Origin of the sequence: Curtobacterium sp. HSID17257 (assembly GCF_003989515.1) — a bacterium.
In the GTDB taxonomy this organism is placed as follows: domain Bacteria; phylum Actinomycetota; class Actinomycetes; order Actinomycetales; family Microbacteriaceae; genus Curtobacterium.
This window is the reverse complement of sequence record NZ_RBLU01000004.1, coordinates 1-16,348: the sequence shown is the minus strand read 5'-3', so window position 1 is coordinate 16,348 and position 16,348 is coordinate 1. Positions and strand designations below refer to the sequence as shown.

The 16,348-nt window shown below is 70.8% G+C and carries 15 protein-coding genes; 8 read left to right on the top strand and 7 right to left on the bottom strand.

Going from position 1 to position 16,348, the window contains the following annotated elements:
• Nucleotides 1-31: 31 nt before the first annotated feature.
• The 3 genes from D8M35_RS01485 to D8M35_RS01475 form a co-directional block, all read right to left on the bottom strand.
• Complete coding sequence (locus D8M35_RS01485; protein ID WP_126890213.1) at nt 32-910, bottom strand: DUF808 domain-containing protein; 879 nt, start codon at nt 908-910, stop codon at nt 32-34.
• Between the two features lie 48 nt (nt 911-958).
• Nucleotides 959-1,267 carry a hypothetical protein gene (locus tag D8M35_RS01480; RefSeq protein ID WP_126890212.1) on the bottom strand — a complete coding sequence of 103 codons (309 nt, stop codon included), beginning with the start codon at nt 1,265-1,267 and terminating at the stop codon, nt 959-961.
• A gap of 90 nt (nt 1,268-1,357) precedes the next feature.
• Nucleotides 1,358-2,125, bottom strand: coding sequence for an Ltp family lipoprotein (locus D8M35_RS01475; RefSeq protein WP_126890211.1), 768 nt, complete (start codon nt 2,123-2,125; stop codon nt 1,358-1,360).
• A gap of 142 nt (nt 2,126-2,267) precedes the next feature.
• Between D8M35_RS01475 and D8M35_RS01470 the strand changes: the two genes are divergently transcribed.
• A complete protein-coding gene (locus D8M35_RS01470; protein ID WP_126890210.1) occupies nt 2,268-2,552 on the top strand; it encodes a hypothetical protein in 285 nt (94 codons plus the stop codon).
• A gap of 6 nt (nt 2,553-2,558) precedes the next feature.
• Here the strand turns inward: D8M35_RS01470 and D8M35_RS01465 are convergent, their stop codons facing one another.
• A complete protein-coding gene (locus D8M35_RS01465) occupies nt 2,559-2,981 on the bottom strand; it encodes a VOC family protein (RefSeq protein WP_126890209.1) in 423 nt (140 codons plus the stop codon).
• Nucleotides 2,982-3,100: 119 nt separating this feature from the next.
• On the opposite strand from D8M35_RS01465, the gene D8M35_RS01460 reads away from it, so the two are divergent.
• Together D8M35_RS01460 and D8M35_RS01455 are read left to right on the top strand one after the other, a co-directional pair.
• Nucleotides 3,101-3,706, top strand: a complete 606-nt coding sequence (locus tag D8M35_RS01460; protein ID WP_126890208.1) for a nucleotidyltransferase domain-containing protein — start codon at nt 3,101-3,103, stop codon at nt 3,704-3,706.
• A complete protein-coding gene (locus D8M35_RS01455; RefSeq protein WP_126890207.1) occupies nt 3,703-4,125 on the top strand; it encodes a hypothetical protein in 423 nt (140 codons plus the stop codon). The genes D8M35_RS01460 and D8M35_RS01455 overlap by 4 nt, the downstream gene beginning before the upstream one ends.
• A gap of 40 nt (nt 4,126-4,165) precedes the next feature.
• Here the strand turns inward: D8M35_RS01455 and D8M35_RS01450 are convergent, their stop codons facing one another.
• Nucleotides 4,166-4,756, bottom strand: coding sequence for a TetR/AcrR family transcriptional regulator (locus D8M35_RS01450; RefSeq protein ID WP_126890206.1), 591 nt, complete (start codon nt 4,754-4,756; stop codon nt 4,166-4,168).
• Nucleotides 4,757-4,875: 119 nt separating this feature from the next.
• On the bottom strand, nt 4,876-7,068 hold the full coding sequence (locus D8M35_RS01445) for an MDR family MFS transporter (RefSeq protein WP_126890205.1): 2,193 nt from the start codon (nt 7,066-7,068) through the stop codon (nt 4,876-4,878).
• 182 nt (nt 7,069-7,250) lie between these two features.
• On the opposite strand from D8M35_RS01445, the gene D8M35_RS01440 reads away from it, so the two are divergent.
• Entirely contained in the window at nt 7,251-9,092 is a 1,842-nt protein-coding gene (locus D8M35_RS01440) for a DEAD/DEAH box helicase (RefSeq protein WP_126890204.1), read from the top strand.
• Between the two features lie 135 nt (nt 9,093-9,227).
• Here D8M35_RS01440 and D8M35_RS01435 read toward each other — a convergent pair whose 3' ends face one another.
• Nucleotides 9,228-10,157, bottom strand: a complete 930-nt coding sequence (locus D8M35_RS01435; protein ID WP_126890203.1) for an NAD-dependent epimerase/dehydratase family protein — start codon at nt 10,155-10,157, stop codon at nt 9,228-9,230.
• Nucleotides 10,158-10,276: 119 nt separating this feature from the next.
• On the opposite strand from D8M35_RS01435, the gene D8M35_RS01430 reads away from it, so the two are divergent.
• From D8M35_RS01430 to opgC, 4 genes are all read left to right on the top strand, one after another.
• Nucleotides 10,277-11,026 carry a TetR/AcrR family transcriptional regulator gene (locus D8M35_RS01430; protein WP_126890202.1) on the top strand — a complete coding sequence of 250 codons (750 nt, stop codon included), beginning with the start codon at nt 10,277-10,279 and terminating at the stop codon, nt 11,024-11,026.
• A 115-nt stretch (nt 11,027-11,141) separates the two neighbouring features.
• The gene (locus D8M35_RS01425; RefSeq protein ID WP_238638048.1) at nt 11,142-13,169 is read left to right on the top strand and encodes a glycosyltransferase; all 2,028 of its coding nucleotides are present in this window, start codon (nt 11,142-11,144) and stop codon (nt 13,167-13,169) included.
• Nucleotides 13,166-13,579, top strand: coding sequence for an ATP-binding protein (locus D8M35_RS01420; protein ID WP_161972555.1), 414 nt, complete (start codon nt 13,166-13,168; stop codon nt 13,577-13,579). Before D8M35_RS01425 ends, D8M35_RS01420 begins: the two co-directional genes overlap by 4 nt.
• On the top strand, nt 13,567-16,191 hold the full coding sequence (gene opgC, locus D8M35_RS01415; RefSeq protein WP_126890200.1) for an OpgC domain-containing protein: 2,625 nt from the start codon (nt 13,567-13,569) through the stop codon (nt 16,189-16,191). Before D8M35_RS01420 ends, opgC begins: the two co-directional genes overlap by 13 nt.
• Nucleotides 16,192-16,348: the final 157 nt, after the last annotated feature.

Genomic DNA, 16,348 nt, shown 5'->3' with positions numbered 1-16,348 from the left:
TCCCCACGACGCCCGCGGGCGGACCCGGCGGTCAGTGCGAGCGACCGCGCAGCCGGCCGACGCCGAGCACGACGCCGACGACGACCATGCCGAGCACGAGTCCGAACACGGCCGACACGGCGGTGTCGACGATCCACGTGACGACCGGACCGGTCGCCTCGACCGCGTGCTCGACCGCGTGCAGCAGCTCGTACGGTCCGGCCCAGAACGTCTCCGCCAGGTTCGCGATCACCAGGTGCCCACCGACCCAGAGCATCGCGACCGTCCCCACGATGCTGATGACGCGGAACACCGTCGGCATCGCGCGCACGATCCGCGCACCCGCACGGCGGGTCCGCCGCGAGTCGTTCTTCATCATCTGCAGCCCGATGTCGTCGACCTTCACCAGGAGTGCGACGGCGCCGTAGACCAGGGCCGTCATCCCGAGCCCGATCAGCGCGAGGGCACCGACCTTCGGCCAGAAGACGAGCCCGGTGTCGAGGCTCGACAGCGCGATGAGCATGATCTCGGTGCTCAGGATGAGGTCGGTGCGGACCGCGCCGAAGACGAGCTTGGGCTCCGTGGTGGGCTGCGCGTCGCCGGCGGTCTCGTGGTGCACGCCGAACCACTCGGTCACCTTCTCGGCGCCCTCGAAGCACAGGTACGTGCCGCCGATGACGAGCAGCCACGGCAGCACCCACGGGGCGAACGCCGACAGCAGCAGCGCGAGCGGGATGATGATGACGAACTTGTTGAACAGGCTGCCGAGCGCGATGCGTCCGACGACCGGGAGCTCACGGGCCGGTTGCAGTCCCTGCACGTACTGCGGTGTGACCGCGGCGTCGTCGATCACGACCCCCGCGGTCTTCGCGCTGGCCTTGAGGGCCGCGGAGAGGATGTCGTCCACCACGGCGAGCAACCCGACTGACATGTCGCTCACCCTACTGGAGCGGTCCCCGGCGCCCGACCGCCTCCTTGCTCAGTCCGCCGTGCGTCGGGCGGTCAGCCTGCCGGCGCCCATCGGCAGCGCCCCGCTGCGGTAGGCGAAGCCGTCGGCGTCGCCGACCGTGCTGCTGGCGGTGCCGAAGCGCCACAGGCGGTTGAAGCAGGAGACCCCGATCGTGGTGGAGCCGTCCTCGGCGACCGCCCACGTCCCCGTGCCCCACTGGGCGGGGTGCCCGACGCCGTCGATCGTCACCGTCGGCCGGGCACCCCAGGTCAGCCGGGGACGCCCGAGGTCGAGGGTGATCCGGCGCTTCGTCGTGCCGGACGGCAGCGGGGTGTCCATGCGGTCAGGGTACGGCGTGCCGGACGGCTCCCACGACACGACGTGAGGCCCTACCGGAATCGGCAGGGCCTCACGTCGTGTCGTGTCCGGTCAGTCGTTGAGGTGCGCGATCGCCCAGTCGGCCTCGGCGGGCAGGAACTGCTCGCCGTACTCGCTCGTGAGCTGGTCGTGGATGGCGGCGGGGGACATCGCCATGTTCGCCTGGTAGTCCTTCGCCTTGGCGAGGGCGTTCGCGTTCCAGTCGGCGTCGATCGTGTCGACCGCGTACTGGGCTGCCTCGGCAGTGAACTGCTCGCCGTACTCGCTCGTGAGCTGGTCGTAGATGCCGGCCTTGCTCATGTGCATCATCTCGGAGTAGCTCTCGGCCTTGACCAGCGCTGAGGCGTACTCGACGGGGACGGCGGGCTGTTCGGGGGCAGCCTCGGACGCTGCCTCGCTCGGAGCGCTGCTCTCGTCTCCGGCGGCCTCGCTCGCGTCGTCGGCCGCGTCCGCGATCGGAGCAGGGCTCGATGTCACGACGGCGGCCGACCGGACCTCGTCCGAGTTGACGAGCGCGCCGATACCCGCCGCGGTGCCGATCGAGGACAGCGTCGCGAGCGCGCCGAGCACCAAGCCGGTCACGGCGAGTCCCTTCGACTGCTGCTTCCGGAGCGCGAGGATCGCGAGCACGACCGCAGTGATGCCCACGAGGGCGCCGAAGACCGGTACGAGACCGGTGAGGAACGCGACGATGCCCACGACGAGTGCGGCGATCGCCAGGCCGGCTGCACGGCGAGGAGCGGGTCCGCTTCCGTAGGGCGGCGGGACGGGCGGACCATTCGGGTCCTGGGTGGGGAACGGGGGAGGCGTCTGTGACATGCCGGCTCCCTGCGGCTCGGGTGTTGTCATTCGCTCATTCTCGCAAGAACCTGAGCGTGGATTCATTTCGAGAGCCGCCTGAGGATTCCCCCAGTTCGGGGACCCTGAGTGCGCCCTGGTGCTGGTCCGTAGGATCCGCTGCATGGCTGACTTCACCGCTGCACAGGCCGCCGTCGTCCGGATCGAACGCGCGGAGGAGGGCCGTTGGGACCTGACCGTGATCAGCGACTCCGGGGTCCGGATGGGCCACGGCGTGTACCTGTTCGACGCGGCGTCCGACGATGCCGAGGACGAGCAGGCCGCGGCGCTCGACTTCGTGCGGGGCTACGGGTTCCGCTTCGAGTCCGACGCCGTCGTCGCCGACGGGCCGGACGCGTTCTGGGCGCCGCTGCTCCCGCTCGGGTCCGACCAGCACGCGGAGGGCTGACCCGGCTCAGTCCGTGGTGTCGAGGGCGGAGCCTTCGAAGCCGATCAGCCACGAGACGCCGAAGGTGTCACGCACCGTGCCGTCCCAGTCGCCCCACGGCCGTTCCTGCAGGTCGTCGACGACCGTACCGTCCGTCGCCAGGTCGGTGAACCACCGGCGGAGGACGCCGGGGTCGGCGGTGCCGAGCAGTGCGAGCAGCAGGCCGGAGGCCGCGAAGGGGGCGTCGTCCCGACCGGCGTCGGCGGCGAAGAGCCGGACGGAGCCGACGAGTTCGCCGTGCGCCACGGCCTGCGGTGGCCCGTCGTCGCGCCCGGCGTCCTGGTACGAGGTGGTCCGGACCTCGCCGCCGAAGACCTGCTGCCAGCGGGCGAGCGCGGTGCGGGCGGTGCCGGGGAGGAAGAGGTACGGGGTCGGTGCGGTGCCGTCCATGAGCCGACGCTACCGCCGCAGCGTCCGGGCGGCCAGGGGTGCGCTCCCGATCCTGGAGCGCTCGCACAGTGCGCTGGTAGGATTTCACCGACATCGGTAGTTTTCTACCTGGAGGATCGATGCAGCTGCAGGAGACGATGCGAACGGTCACGCCGACCGTGGACGGCGATCTCCTGTCCGCCGTCGTCCGCGCTGGTCGACCCGTCACCCTGCGGGAGATCGTCGACGCGATCGGTGGCCGCTCCTACGCGGGTGTCCGGAACGCCGCGGATCGTCTGGTCGAGCAGGGGGTACTGCTCGGGAGCCGTGTGGGTCGGACCAAGACATTCGTGCTCAACACCGACCACCTCGCGGCAGACGCGATCGTGGCCCTGGCCCGTCAACGCGAGGAGTTGCTGCGGCGGTTGCGGGACGGCTGTGCCGAGATCCCGCTGCGGTTCGCTGCGCTCTTCGGTTCGGGCGCCCGCGGCGACATGCGCTCGGACAGCGACCTGGATCTCTGCTTCATCGTGGTCGACGGTCGTCGCGAAGTGGCCGAACCGCTCGTCCACGACCTGTGCGATCGGGTGCGGCGCTGGACGGGGAACGCGACCCATGCCGTGCTGTTCGACGAAGGAGATCTCGACCCGCAGGACGAGCTGTTGGCGTCGGTGGCGGCGGAGGGCGTTGTCATCGCAGGTGATGGTCGATGGCTGGCCAGGAGCCTCCGTACCCTGGCTGGATGACTCCGCGCACGGGCACCACCGCCGTCGGGGACGATGCCTTCCGGCGTGGTCGCCTGCGGAAGGCATCGTCGTTCCTCGAGGCGGCGGAGGTCCTGCGGGAGATCGGGGGAGACGCGGGGGTCCTGACTGCTGCGTCCACCTACGCCGACGCATTCGTCGTGCAGTGCGTGCTGAGCGGCATCGCCTCGGCCGATGCGATCTGCGTCGCGCGGACCGGACGGTACTCGCGATCCGGGGCGCACGACGAGGCCGTCCCCGTACTGCGATCAGCGGCGGGGAGCGCCGTCGCGCGACATCTCGAGGTGCTGCTCGCGGTCAAGAACAAGGCCGAGTACAACGCGCGCTCGGTGAGCGACACCGACGTCGCTCGTGCTCATGCCGCCGCTGCCGCGCTCGAGGCGTTCGCGAGGTCACTCTGAGCCCGGGTCCGCCCTGAGCAGGCGGGCCGGTCGACCTCGGTCAGCCCGCGGCGATCGCGCCCATCTCGGCGACGACGGCCCGGAGCTTCGCCGCGAGTTCGTCGCTGTCCCCGACGGTGTCGCGGTGCGCGACCTCGGACAGGGCCGACAGCACGAGTCCGACAGCAGTGCGGGCGGTCTGCTCGTCGGTGCGCGACGACACCGTGGCGAGGAGTGACTGCCGCGACTCGGCCATCCACTGCATCACCATCGGTGCCATCTCCGGCCGGAGTACCAGGAGCTCCTTCATCCGGCGGCGGTCCTGGGAGAGCGGGACGGTCGCAGCGATCAGGACGCAGAGGTCGTCCACGAGCCGGCCGTCCGCCTCGGCGAACCGCGTCGCCGCCCACTCCGGCACCTCGACGGTGTCGAGACCGAGGGCAGCGTGCGCCTTCGAAGTGAAGTAGTTGAAGAACGTCCGCGGGGAGACGTCGGCGTCGCTGCAGATCTGCTCGACGGTGACGCCGTCGAGACCGTGCTCGGACACGAGCGTCAGGGCGGCGTCGTGGAGCGCCTGCCGGGTCTGCTGCTTCTTCCGCTCGCGCAACGTGCACGGCGCGGTGGTCGGCTCCGGTGCTGCTGTGGTGCTCACGTGCACTCCTGTGGTGCTGGGCGGCCACCGTGTCCAGCGGTGGCCCGGGTCGTGTGTGCCGGTCGTGCCCGGCACGGGGAGGCCGCCCGCGCCCCGGGTGGGGTGCGGGCGGCCGAGGGTCACCGGCGCTGGGTCGGCGTGGAGCCGGTCATCGGTCCGGTGAACGATCCGGCCTCGGCTGCTGCGAGCCCGGCGCGGGCCTCGAGCTCGGCCTCGGGGGATGCCTCGTCGGACGACGACCCGTTGGCGGCATCGTGCTGCTCCTGCAGGGCCGAGCGCTGGCGCAGCGGCGGCACCCGGAAGAACCAGGTGAGCACGAAGGCGAGCAGGATCACGCCGAGTCCGACCCAGTAGATCGTGACGGACGAGGCGTTGAAGCCCGCCATGAACGGCCGCGTGAGGCGGCTGTCGGCACCGGTGAGGAACGAGGTGTCGTTCGTGCTGGTCGCCGCGGAGTCCGAGCTGGCGCCGTCGTCGATCTTCTTCGCCAGGGCCGGCGTGAGCTCGTCCACCCAGTACGACCGCTGCGAGGCGTTCGACCAGTCGACCGACACGGTACCGTCCTGCACGCGGGCGTGGGCCTGGTCGGCCACGGCCTCGAGGGCTGCGGACTCGGCTGCCGGGGTGGCCGCCGCGACCTGCTGGTCGATGACGCCCTGCGCCGCGGCTGCGGGCACGGCGCCGGCTGCGACCCGCTGCTGCACGGCTGCGGTGACCTGCTGCGTGACGGCCTGGTCGGCCGCCTGCTTCGCCTGCGTCGACGCGTCGTCCAGCTGCGACTGCACGGTCTGCTGGAGCGGGGTGGTGATCGGGGCCCAGATCTTCTCGATCGCGCCCTGGTTCGCCGGCTTGCCGGCGACGGACGGGTCGAGTGCCGCTGACAGCGCCGGCTTCAGGTCGGCCTGGTTCGCGGTCGCCGTCAGGATGTTGTTCGGCATCACCGAGAACAGGATCGACAGGAGGACGGCGGTGCCGAGGGTGCCGCCGATCTGGCGGAAGAACGTGGCCGACGAGGTGGCGACGCCCATGTCCCGGGCCTCGACCGAGCCCTGGGACGCCAGGGTCAGCGACTGCATGACCGAACCGAGCCCGAGCCCGATCAGGAACATGCCGATCATGAGGAACCAGAGCGGCTTGTCGATCGTCATGAAGGTCAGGACGACGTAGCCGGCCGACACCAGGAAGGTGCCGATGACCGGGAAGATCCGGTAGCGGCCGATGCGAGCGACGATCTGACCGGAGGTGATCGAGGCGATCATCAGCCCACCGACGAGCGGCAGCGTGGCGAAGCCGGACTCGGTCGGGGTCAGGCCGACGACGATCTGCAGGTAGAGCGGGATGGTCAGCATGGCGCCGAACATCGCGAAGCCGACCAGGAAGCCGATGACGGTCGCCATCGAGAAGGTGCCCGAGCGGAAGAGCTTGAGCGGGATGATCGCCGCGTCGCCCATCTTCGACTCGACGAGCAGCAGCGCGACGAGCCCGAGGACGCCGATCACGTAGCTGGCGATCGCCGCGGGGGAGCCCCAGCCCCAGGTGCGGCCCTGCTCGGCGACGAGCAGCAGCGGGACGAGCGTGACGATGACCGCCGTGGCGCCCCACCAGTCGACCTTCGGCTTGTCGCCCGTGCCGTGCACCTTCGGCAGGTGCAGGAAGACGATCACCATGATGAGCGCGGCGACGCCGATCGGGACGTTGATGAGGAGCACCCAGCGCCACCCGGTGATCCAGAGGATCTCCGAGGAACCGGCGAGCAGACCACCGATGAGCGGGCCGATGACGGACGAGATGCCGAACACGGCGAGGAAGTACCCCTGGTACTTGGCGCGCTCGCGCGGGGCGAGGATGTCGCCCATGATCGCGAGCGGGAGCGACATGAGCGCGCCCGCACCGATGCCCTGCACGGCGCGGAAGGCCGCGAGCATGAGCATCGAGGTGGACATCGAGGACAGCACGGCGCCGAGGATGAACACGACGATGCCGAAGATGTAGAGCGGCCGGCGGCCGAAGATGTCGGAGAGCTTGCCGTAGATCGGCGTCGCGATCGTCGAGGTGATCAGGTAGGCCGTGGTCACCCACGCCTGCTGGTCGAGACCGTGCAGGTCGTCGCCGATGGTGCGAATCGCCGTGCCGAACACCGTCTGGCCGAGGGACGACAGGAACATGCCCGCCATCAGGCCGTAGATCACGAGGAGGATCTGGCGGTGCGTCATGAGCGGCTGCTGGCCGGGTGCGCCGGACACTCCGGGTGCCGCGTCGGGCCCGGCGCCGTGGCGGCCGGGCTGCACCGAGACGGGTGCGGTGGCGGTCATCGAACTCCTTTTTCGTACTGTGTAACTTTGCAGACCGCGCAACGATACATCCGATGGTTCCGCATTGCAACTAAATGCGGACGGACGGGAGGCCCGTGGCGGGCCCGCCACGGGCCTCCCGTCCGTCCACAGCGCACCTGGCGGCGTCAGCGGACGTCCGCCGTCCGAGGTACCGTTTCCCCATGAGCACGGACACCGACACCGCCACCGAGACCACCGACGAGGGGCCCGTGGTGACCTTCGCCGACCTCGGCCTGAGCGACGCGGTGCTCAAGGCCGTCAAGGACATCGGCTACGAGACCCCCTCCGCCATCCAGGAGGCGACCATCCCGACGCTGCTCGAGGGGCGCGACGTCGTCGGCCTCGCCCAGACCGGTACCGGCAAGACCGCGGCGTTCGCGCTGCCGATCCTGTCCCGCATGGAGGCGGGCAGCAAGGTGCCCCAGGCCCTCGTGCTGTCGCCGACCCGTGAGCTCGCGCTGCAGGTGTGCGAGGCGTTCGAGCAGTTCGCGTCGCACATGAAGCACGTGCACGTCCTGCCCGTCTACGGCGGCCAGGCGTACGGCGTGCAGCTGTCGGCACTGCGCCGTGGCGTCGACGTCGTGGTCGGCACGCCCGGCCGCATCATGGACCACATCGCGAAGGGCACGCTCGACCTGTCCGCGCTGAAGTACCTCGTGCTCGACGAGGCCGACGAGATGCTCAAGATGGGCTTCGCCGAGGACGTCGAGACGATCCTGGCCGAGACGCCGGACGACAAGCAGGTCGCACTGTTCTCGGCGACGATGCCCGCGCAGATCCGCCGCATCTCGCAGCAGTACCTGACCGACCCGTCCGAGATCACGGTCAAGACCAAGACGAAGACCGCCGCGAACATCACGCAGCGCTACCTCATGGTGTCGTACCCCCAGAAGGTCGACGCGCTCACCCGCATCCTCGAGGTCGAGGACTTCGAGGGCATGATCATCTTCGTCCGCACGAAGAGCGAGACCGAGACCCTGGCCGAGAAGCTCCGCGCCCGCGGGTACGCCGCAGCCGCCATCAGCGGTGACGTCGCCCAGGCGCAGCGCGAGCGCACGGTCAACCAGCTGAAGTCCGGCAAGCTCGACATCCTCGTCGCCACCGACGTCGCCGCCCGTGGCCTCGACGTCGACCGCATCACCCACGTCGTGAACTTCGACATCCCCGTCGACATCGAGTCCTACGTCCACCGCATCGGCCGCACCGGTCGCGCGGGCCGCAAGGGTGACTCGATCAGCTTCGTCACCCCGCGCGAGCGCCGTCTGCTCTCGGCCATCGAGCGCCACACGAAGCAGCCGCTCACGCAGATGCAGCTGCCCACGGTCGACGACGTCAACGAGACGCGCCTGAGCCGGTTCGACGACGCGATCACGGCGGCGCTCGAGCAGCAGGACCGCATCGAGAAGTTCCGCGACGTCATCGCGCACTACGTCCGCAACCACGACGTCCCGGCAGAGGACGTCTCGGCCGCGCTCGCGGTCGTGGCGCAGGGTGACTCACCGCTGCTGCTCGACCCGTCCGACGACCAGCTCCGCAACCAGGTCGACCGCGACGGCCGTCGTGGTGACCGCCGTGACCGGGACGACGACCGCGGCGGCCGTGAGGACCGCGGGCCGCGCCGGTCGCAGCCGATGACCGCCTACCGCATCGAGGTCGGGCGTCGCCACCGGGTCGAGCCGCGCCAGATCGTCGGCGCGCTCGCGAACGAGGGCGGCCTGCGCCGCGACGACTTCGGCGCGATCCAGATCCGGCCGGACTTCTCGATCGTGGAGCTGCCCGAGAGCATGGACCCCGGTGTGCTCGACCGCCTGTCGGACACCCGGATCAGCGGGAAGCTCATCGAGATCAAGCCGGACCGCCGCGGTGGTGCTCGTCGGTACGACCGTGACGACCGCGGTCCGCGCGCGCCCCGCCGCGACGACGACCGTCCGCGCCGCGACGACCGACGCGACGACCGTCCCCGCTACGACGACGACCGTCCGGCACGCAAGCCGCGCCACTGAGGTCAGCCAGCACCGGCGTCAGCCGGCACCGGCGTCAGCCAGCGCTGACGTCGGGCCGGGCCCGGCCGCGGGACCGGCCACGGGTCGGGAGTGCGCCGTCCCCGTGGGGTGGGTCGCGCCTCCAGGCCGGTCCGCTCAGGCGGTCAGTCCGTCCACCGTGCGGCGGCAGACCTCGTCCCACGGCGTCGGACCGAAGCCGAAGTGCGCTCGCGTCGCCGCGTCGTCGACGACGTAGGGCGCCGACCACTGGTACCCGAGCTGCGCGACCTCCCGCATGAACGGGACCACCGCGCCGATGCTGCGGACCAGACCGATCGGCAGCGATCGGACGCGGACGGCAGGGCGGCCGGCCGTCCGGAGCATCTCGGTGAGGACCTGTTCCTGGGTCCGCGGCGCGTTGGTCGGGACGATCCAGGTCCGGCCGTGTGACCGCTCGTCGTCCACGGCGGCGACGAGGAGCCGCGCGACGTCGCCGACGTCGGTGTAGGAGTGCGGCTGGTCGGACCGGCCGATCACGGTGACGGGCTTCCCGCGCAGCGCGGCCGGGAGCACGCGGGTGACGTGCCCGTTGGCCCCGGCGCCCGGGCCGACGTAGTCCGAGCCGCGGACCTCGACCGTGCGGATGCGTCCGGCTTCGTGCGCGGCCAGGGCGTCCGCCCACATCCGCGCGCGCAGGACGCCCTTGTGGTCGGTCGCGGCATCGGGAAGGTCGGCGTGCATCGGGCCGTCGACCGGGCCGTACGGGTACAGGTTGCCGGTGATCGCGTACACGGCACCGGTCCGCTCGGCGGTGGTGAGGAGCGAGGACGCCAGCGGCGGCCACACACGCTCCCACTGCGTGTAGTCGCCCGGGTTGGCGCAGTTGACCAGCGCCGCCGCGCCGTCGGCCACTGCTGTCAGCGCGTCCGCGTCGGCGGCGTCGAGCCCGACGTGCCGGACGCCGGGCAGTCCGGTGTCGCGTCCGGAGCGGGTGACGACGACGACCTCGTCGCCGCGCTCGGACAGCAGGGCTGCGGTGTGACGGCCGACGGGGCCGGCACCGACGACGACGTGGTGACCTGACATGGTTCCTCCTGGGTTCTGGAGAGCACTGCTCTCGGAAGTCATCATGCAGGCCCTCCGACCGAATTGCAAGAGCGGTGCTCTCGTTTGTGTGCGGTGCTCTCCCGTGGCACGCTGGAGGGATGGTGGAACAGGCGAGGACCGCGCGGTCCCGGGCCCGCGAGGCCGTGCACGCGAGCATCCTGGCGGCCGCACGCGCCCGCCTCACCGAGGAGGGGCCGGCGCAGTTGAGCCTGCGCGCCGTCGCGCGCGACGTCGGCCTGGTGTCCTCCGCCGTCTACCGGTACTTCCCGAGCCGTGACGACCTGCTCACCGCGCTGCTCGTGCTCGACTACGACGAGCTCGGCGCCGCAGTCGAGGCGGCGGAGGCGCCCGTCGACCGCGCCGACCACGTCGGCCGGTGGGTCGCCGCGTGCCGCGCCGTCCGACGGTGGGCGATCGGACACCCCGGCGACTTCGCGCTCCTGTACGGCTCGCCCGTCCCCGGGTACGTCGCGCCCCAGGACACGGTGGAGCCCGCCTCGCGGACGACCCACGTGCTCGTCCGCGTGGTCACCGACGCATGGGCGGACGTCGCCGGGTCGGAGCTGCCGCCGGACTGGAGGCTCGGTGCCGGTCCGTCGATCGGCTCACGACCCGGGGCGCCCGGTGCCGTCGCCGACGCGGTCGCCTACACACGGGCGCGCGGCTTCCACGACGACCCGTCGGCCGAGGTCGTCCTGCGGACCCTGATGGCCTGGACGACCGTGTTCGGCGTCCTGTCGTTCGAGCTCTTCGGGCACGCGGTCGGTTCGGTGACCGACCCGGCGGCCTACTTCGACGAGGTGATCGTCCGCCTGGCGCACGACCTGGGGCTCACCGAGTCCCGTTGAGGCGATCTCACCACCCGAACGGGGCGGCGGGCTGACAGGCGTGCCCTGCCTGCGGTAGACAAGGCGGTACGGCGCACTCACCCAGCGTCGGCCGGCTGCAGCAGGAAGGACGCCGATGACCGCGCTCGACGTCAGCCGTCAGGACCGTCGCCGACTCACCAACGGCACCGCGACCAGGCGGCTCGTGACCGTGCGCACCGTCGCACTGCTCGCATCGATCGCCGGCGTGAACTACATCGTCTGGCGGTGGGCCGCGTCGGTGAACTGGCACTCGTGGTGGATCGCGGTGCCGCTGATCCTCGCCGAGACCTACAGCGTGATCGACTCGCTGCTGTTCGCCTTCGGGGCGTGGCGGCTCCGCGAGCGCGGGGAGCCGCCGACGAAGCCCGCCGGTGACGTCACCGTCGACGTCTTCATCACGACGTACAACGAACCGGTCGACCTGGTGGTCCGCACCGCCCGTGCGGCGAAGGCGATCACGCACCCGCACCAGACGTGGATCCTCGACGACGGGAACCGTCCGGAGATGCGCGCCGCTGCCGAGTCGCTCGGCATCGGTGTCATCACGCGTGGTGCCGATTGGGTCGACCGTCCGCGCCACGCCAAGGCCGGCAACCTCAACAACGCGCTGCTCGCCACCCAGGGCGAGTTCCTGCTCATCCTCGACGCCGACCAGGTGCCCGAGCCGTCGATCCTCGACCGGACCCTCGGCTACTTCAAGGACGAGCGGATGGCGCTCGTGCAGACGCCGCAGTGGTTCGAGAACGTGCCGGAGGCCGACCTGCTCGGGAGCCAGGCCCCGCTGTTCTACGGGCCGATCCAGCAGTCGAAGGACGGTTGGAACGCCGCGTTCTTCTGCGGCTCGAACGCGATCCTCCGGCGCGAGGCGCTCATGCAGCTCGGCGTCACCCGGTACGTGCGCGAGGTCGAGGAGTCCGTCGAGCGCACCGTCAAGACCGCGCGGAAGCTGCTCGCCCGGGCGCGGGAGACCGAGACCGACCCGCGCGTGCTCGAGGCGCTCGACAACGCGGAGGAGGTCGTCGAGCGGGCGCGGGAGCAGATCGACCGCGGCGAGCCGCTCGGTGACGTCACCTACGACTTCCAGCGCGGCATCGACGCGATCGCCTACCGCTTCGCCGCCGCCGACCTCGAGTCCGTCCGCCGTGACCTGCAGGAGCTCGCGGCGATGTCGACCGAGGCGGACACCTTCGCCGGTCTCGACGACGCAGCGCTCGACGTGCTCGGTCGTCGTGACGCCTCGCCCGTCGCCGCCATCGAGTCGATCGCGGTGCTCGCCCGCGCACTCGACGTCAACCGGGACGACGAGGCCCAGCCGATCATGCCGCTGGCCACGATCTCCGTGACCGAGGACATGGCGACCGCGATGCGCCTGCACGGCCTCGGCTGGAAGTCCGCGTACCACGACGAGATCCTCGCGAAGGGGCTCGCGCCGGAGGACCTGCCGACCATGCTCGTGCAGCGGCTGCGCTGGGCGCAGGGCACCATGCAGGTGTTCTTCCGCGAGAACCCCCTCGTGCAGAAGGGTCTGTCGTGGGGGCAGCGGCTCATGTACTTCTCGACGATGTGGAGCTACCTGTCGGGCTTCGCGGCGGTCGTGTACATCGCGGCCCCGGTGCTCTGCCTGTCGTTCGGCGTCGTGCCCGTGCAGGCCTACAGCGTCGACTTCTTCGTGCGGCTCATCCCGTTCCTCGTGCTCAACCAGCTGCTGTTCTGGGTGGTGGCCGCCGGGAGACCCACGTGGCGTGGGCAGCAGTACTCGCTCGCGCTGTTCCCCGTCTGGATCGAGTCGGTGACGAGCGCGTTCGAGAACGTGTTCCGCGGCAAGCCACTGGGCTTCCGCGTGACGCCGAAGGTCAAGGACGAGTCCGACCAGCGACCGCGGTGGGACCTCGTGAAGCCCCAGCTGTACGCGATGGGTGCGCTCGTCGCCGCGCTCGTGGTGATCGCGATCCGGTACGCGACCGGCCAGGCGGACGGCATCGCGCCGCTCGTGAACACCGCGTGGGTGGTCTTCGACCTGTTCATCTTCAGCATCGTCGTCCGCGCCGTGCTCTACCGCGGACCGGACGCGGGGACGCCGCAGTCCGAACACGTGTCCTCGACGGCAGGAGGCCCCCTGTGACCGACCACCAGTTGACCTTCGACGTCCCGGCGGTCACCGAGTCGCTCGACGTCGTGCAGGACCGGTTCGGTGCCTGGTGGGACACCCTGGGCATCGACGACGCGCGGCTCCGCTTCTCGCTCGAGACCGCCCTGGCCGAGATCGCCGCGAACATCGTCGAGCACACCCGTCGCACGGACGTCGAGGCCGGCCGCGGGTACACCGTGGAGCTCTCCGCCACGGACGCCGAGCTCGTCGCGGTGCTCACCGACAACGGGCGCCCCGCGGACGTCGACCTGTCCGCCGTGACCATGGCCGACCCCGACGAGGAGAGCGGTCGAGGCCTGGCCCTCGCGCTCGCCGCCCTCGATCGCCTGGAGCACGAGCACACCGGCGGCCGCAACATCTGGACGCTGGCGTGCAACCGGTGAGGGGCGCCCTGGCGAAGGCCGTCGCGTTCCTCGTCGTCGTGGGGATGCTGCTGCTCGGGGGAGCCCTCCCCGCGTCGGCGGCGACGTCGACCGGCGCGGCCACGTCGTCACCGGACCCGACGGCGTCACCGGACCCGACGTCCTCACCGGCGCCCACGTCCCCGGCGACCGCACCCGGTACGGCGACCAGCGCCTCCCGGACGGGTGCCGGCCTGCTGCCGGCCGACGGCCTGGCCTGGTACGGACCCGACCTCGACTGGGGGCCGGACGCCCCGGACGGCTACGCCGGACGGCTCGGCGCCGACCCGTCGATGTACGGCGTCGAGCTCGACTACCCCTTCGACCGTACGGCCCGCGAACAGTACGACCGCGCGACCCGCGCCGCCGCCGCACGGGGTGCCGTGCTGGTCGTGACGCTCACCCCGACGCAGCCGCTCGGGTCCCTGAGCCGTGACGACGCGCGCGCCGCGAACCGTCTGTTCGAGGAGGCGCACGCCCAGTACGACACCCAGGTGCTCGTCCGGTTCGCACCGCAGATGAACGGAACGTGGGTCCGCTGGGGGCAGCAGCCGACCGCCTACGTCAGCGCCTTCCGCGCCTTCGCCGGAGTCGTGCACCGTGGCGACTCCGATGCAGCGATGGTGTGGTCGCCGTCGTACGGCGCCGGCTACCCCTTCGGGGAGTCCGCGGGACGACTCGAGGACCTCTCCGCCGTCGACGTCGCCAAGGCCGACACGAACGGCGACGGGCGACTCGACGCAGCAGACGACCCGTACGGGCCGTACTGGCCCGGTGCGTCGAGCGTCGACTGGGTCGGCCTGTCGATGTTCTTCTTCGGCAAGGGGAAGTCGACCGAGGCCGCCGGCCGCGACGTCCCGCTGACGACGAACGAGGCTCCGAGCGCCGGTGAGGTCGAGGCGCGCTTCGACGAGACCTGGGGGTACCAGGAGCGGCAGTCCGAGGGGACGTTCACCGAGCGGTTCGCCCAGGGCGAGGACCGCCCGATGCTGCTCGACACCGGCGCGCTGTACGACCACTCGCTCGACGGCGACAGCCAACTCGAGGTCAAGCGCTCCTGGTGGCGGCAGGTGTTCGCCGCCGTGCAGGACCGACCCGAGGTGCGCGGCGTCACCTTCCTCGAGACGAACCGTCGTGAACCCGAGGCCGACAACCGCGTCGCCGACTGGCGCAACACCGCCGTCCCAGGCATCGCCGGGTCGTTCCGCGCCGACCTGCAGGCGACGGACCGCTTCGAGGGTGGTCCGGTCACCGACCGGGTCACCCCGCAGGACGGCGCCGCCGCGATCAGCCAGCAGTACGACACCGGCGGTGACCAGATGGCGTGGATCGTCTGGTGCGCCTTCGGCCTCGCAGCGGCCTTCCTGCTGAGCGGGCTCGTCGGACGGCTGCTGCCGAGCTGGCGGTACCCCGACGACGGCAAGCCCGGCCGCGACCTGCGCCTCGACCTGTTCCGCGGGTTCATCATCCTGGCGGTGGTGATCACGCACATCGAGATCGGCGGGCCCTACTCGTACATCACACTGCACGCCACGGGTGCCATCACCGGCGCCGAGATGTTCGTGTTCCTGTCCGGCATGGTGCTCGGCATGACCTACCCGTTCGCGATCAAGAAGTTCGGCGAGTGGGTCGCGGCCGTGGGGGCGTGGAAGCGGGCGCGGAAGCAGTACCTCGTCACCCTGGCGGTGATCCTGGTGGTCTTCGCGCTGAGCTTCGTGCCGTTCCTGAACACGGACGCGATCACGACCTTCACCGACCGGGGGACCGGCACCGGGGGCGTCGGCGCCGAGGGTCGCGTCTACGACCTGTACCCGAACGCGATGCAGCTGCTGTCCTACCCGCCGCCGTGGTACGCGATCCGGCAGTTCCTGCTGCTCGAGATGGGGCCGTGGCCGTTCAACATCATGGGCCTCTTCGTGGTGCTCAGCCTGTTCATCCCGCTGTGCATGTGGGTGATCAAGCGGGGCTTCTGGTGGACGCTGCTCGTGGTGAGCTGGGGTCTGTACGTGCTCCAGGCCCTGGTACCCGAGCTCCGGCCGCTGAACTCGCAGTTCGAGTCGGTGTTCCCGTTGCTCACCTGGCAGGTCGTGTTCACCCACGGGCTCGTGCTCGGCTACTACCGCCGGCAGGTCATCGGCGCGCTCACCGGTCGGCTCGGCAAGGTGCTGATCGGCATCGGCGTCACCGGGTACGCGCTGTTCCTGGTCTACGTCTGGGCGGGGGACCACTTCGGGTTCACCCCGACGCCCTTCCCGGCGTCGATGTACGACGACCTGTACAACACGGCCTACCAGCGCGTCGACCTGCAGTGGGGGCGTCTGGTGGACATCGCGTTCTTCGCGATCGTGTCCTACGCGATCCTCACCGTGTTCTGGAAGCCGATCAACGCCGTCATCGGGTGGCTGTGGATCCCCATCGGCCAGGCCAGCCTGTACGTGTTCGTCTGGCAGGTCTTCTTCGCGCTGGCCATCGCCTCGATCCCGGGCGTCGACTGGTTCAACGGCTGGGTGGGCTTCGCTGCCCACACAGCCCTGATCCTGCTCGTCTGGTACATGATCCGGAAGCGGTTCATGTTCTCGGTCATCCCGCGCTGACCCGTCCGCGGCTCCGCTGCAGCGGCCCCCGAGTCTCGTCCTCACCGACGGTTCTCGCGGTCGGCGGCGCGAGGACCGTCGCTGAGCCCGAGTCTCGTGGCGGTCGGCGCGCACGGGACGGGGACGGACGGGAGGCGCGGTGCGGGTCGGACCCGCA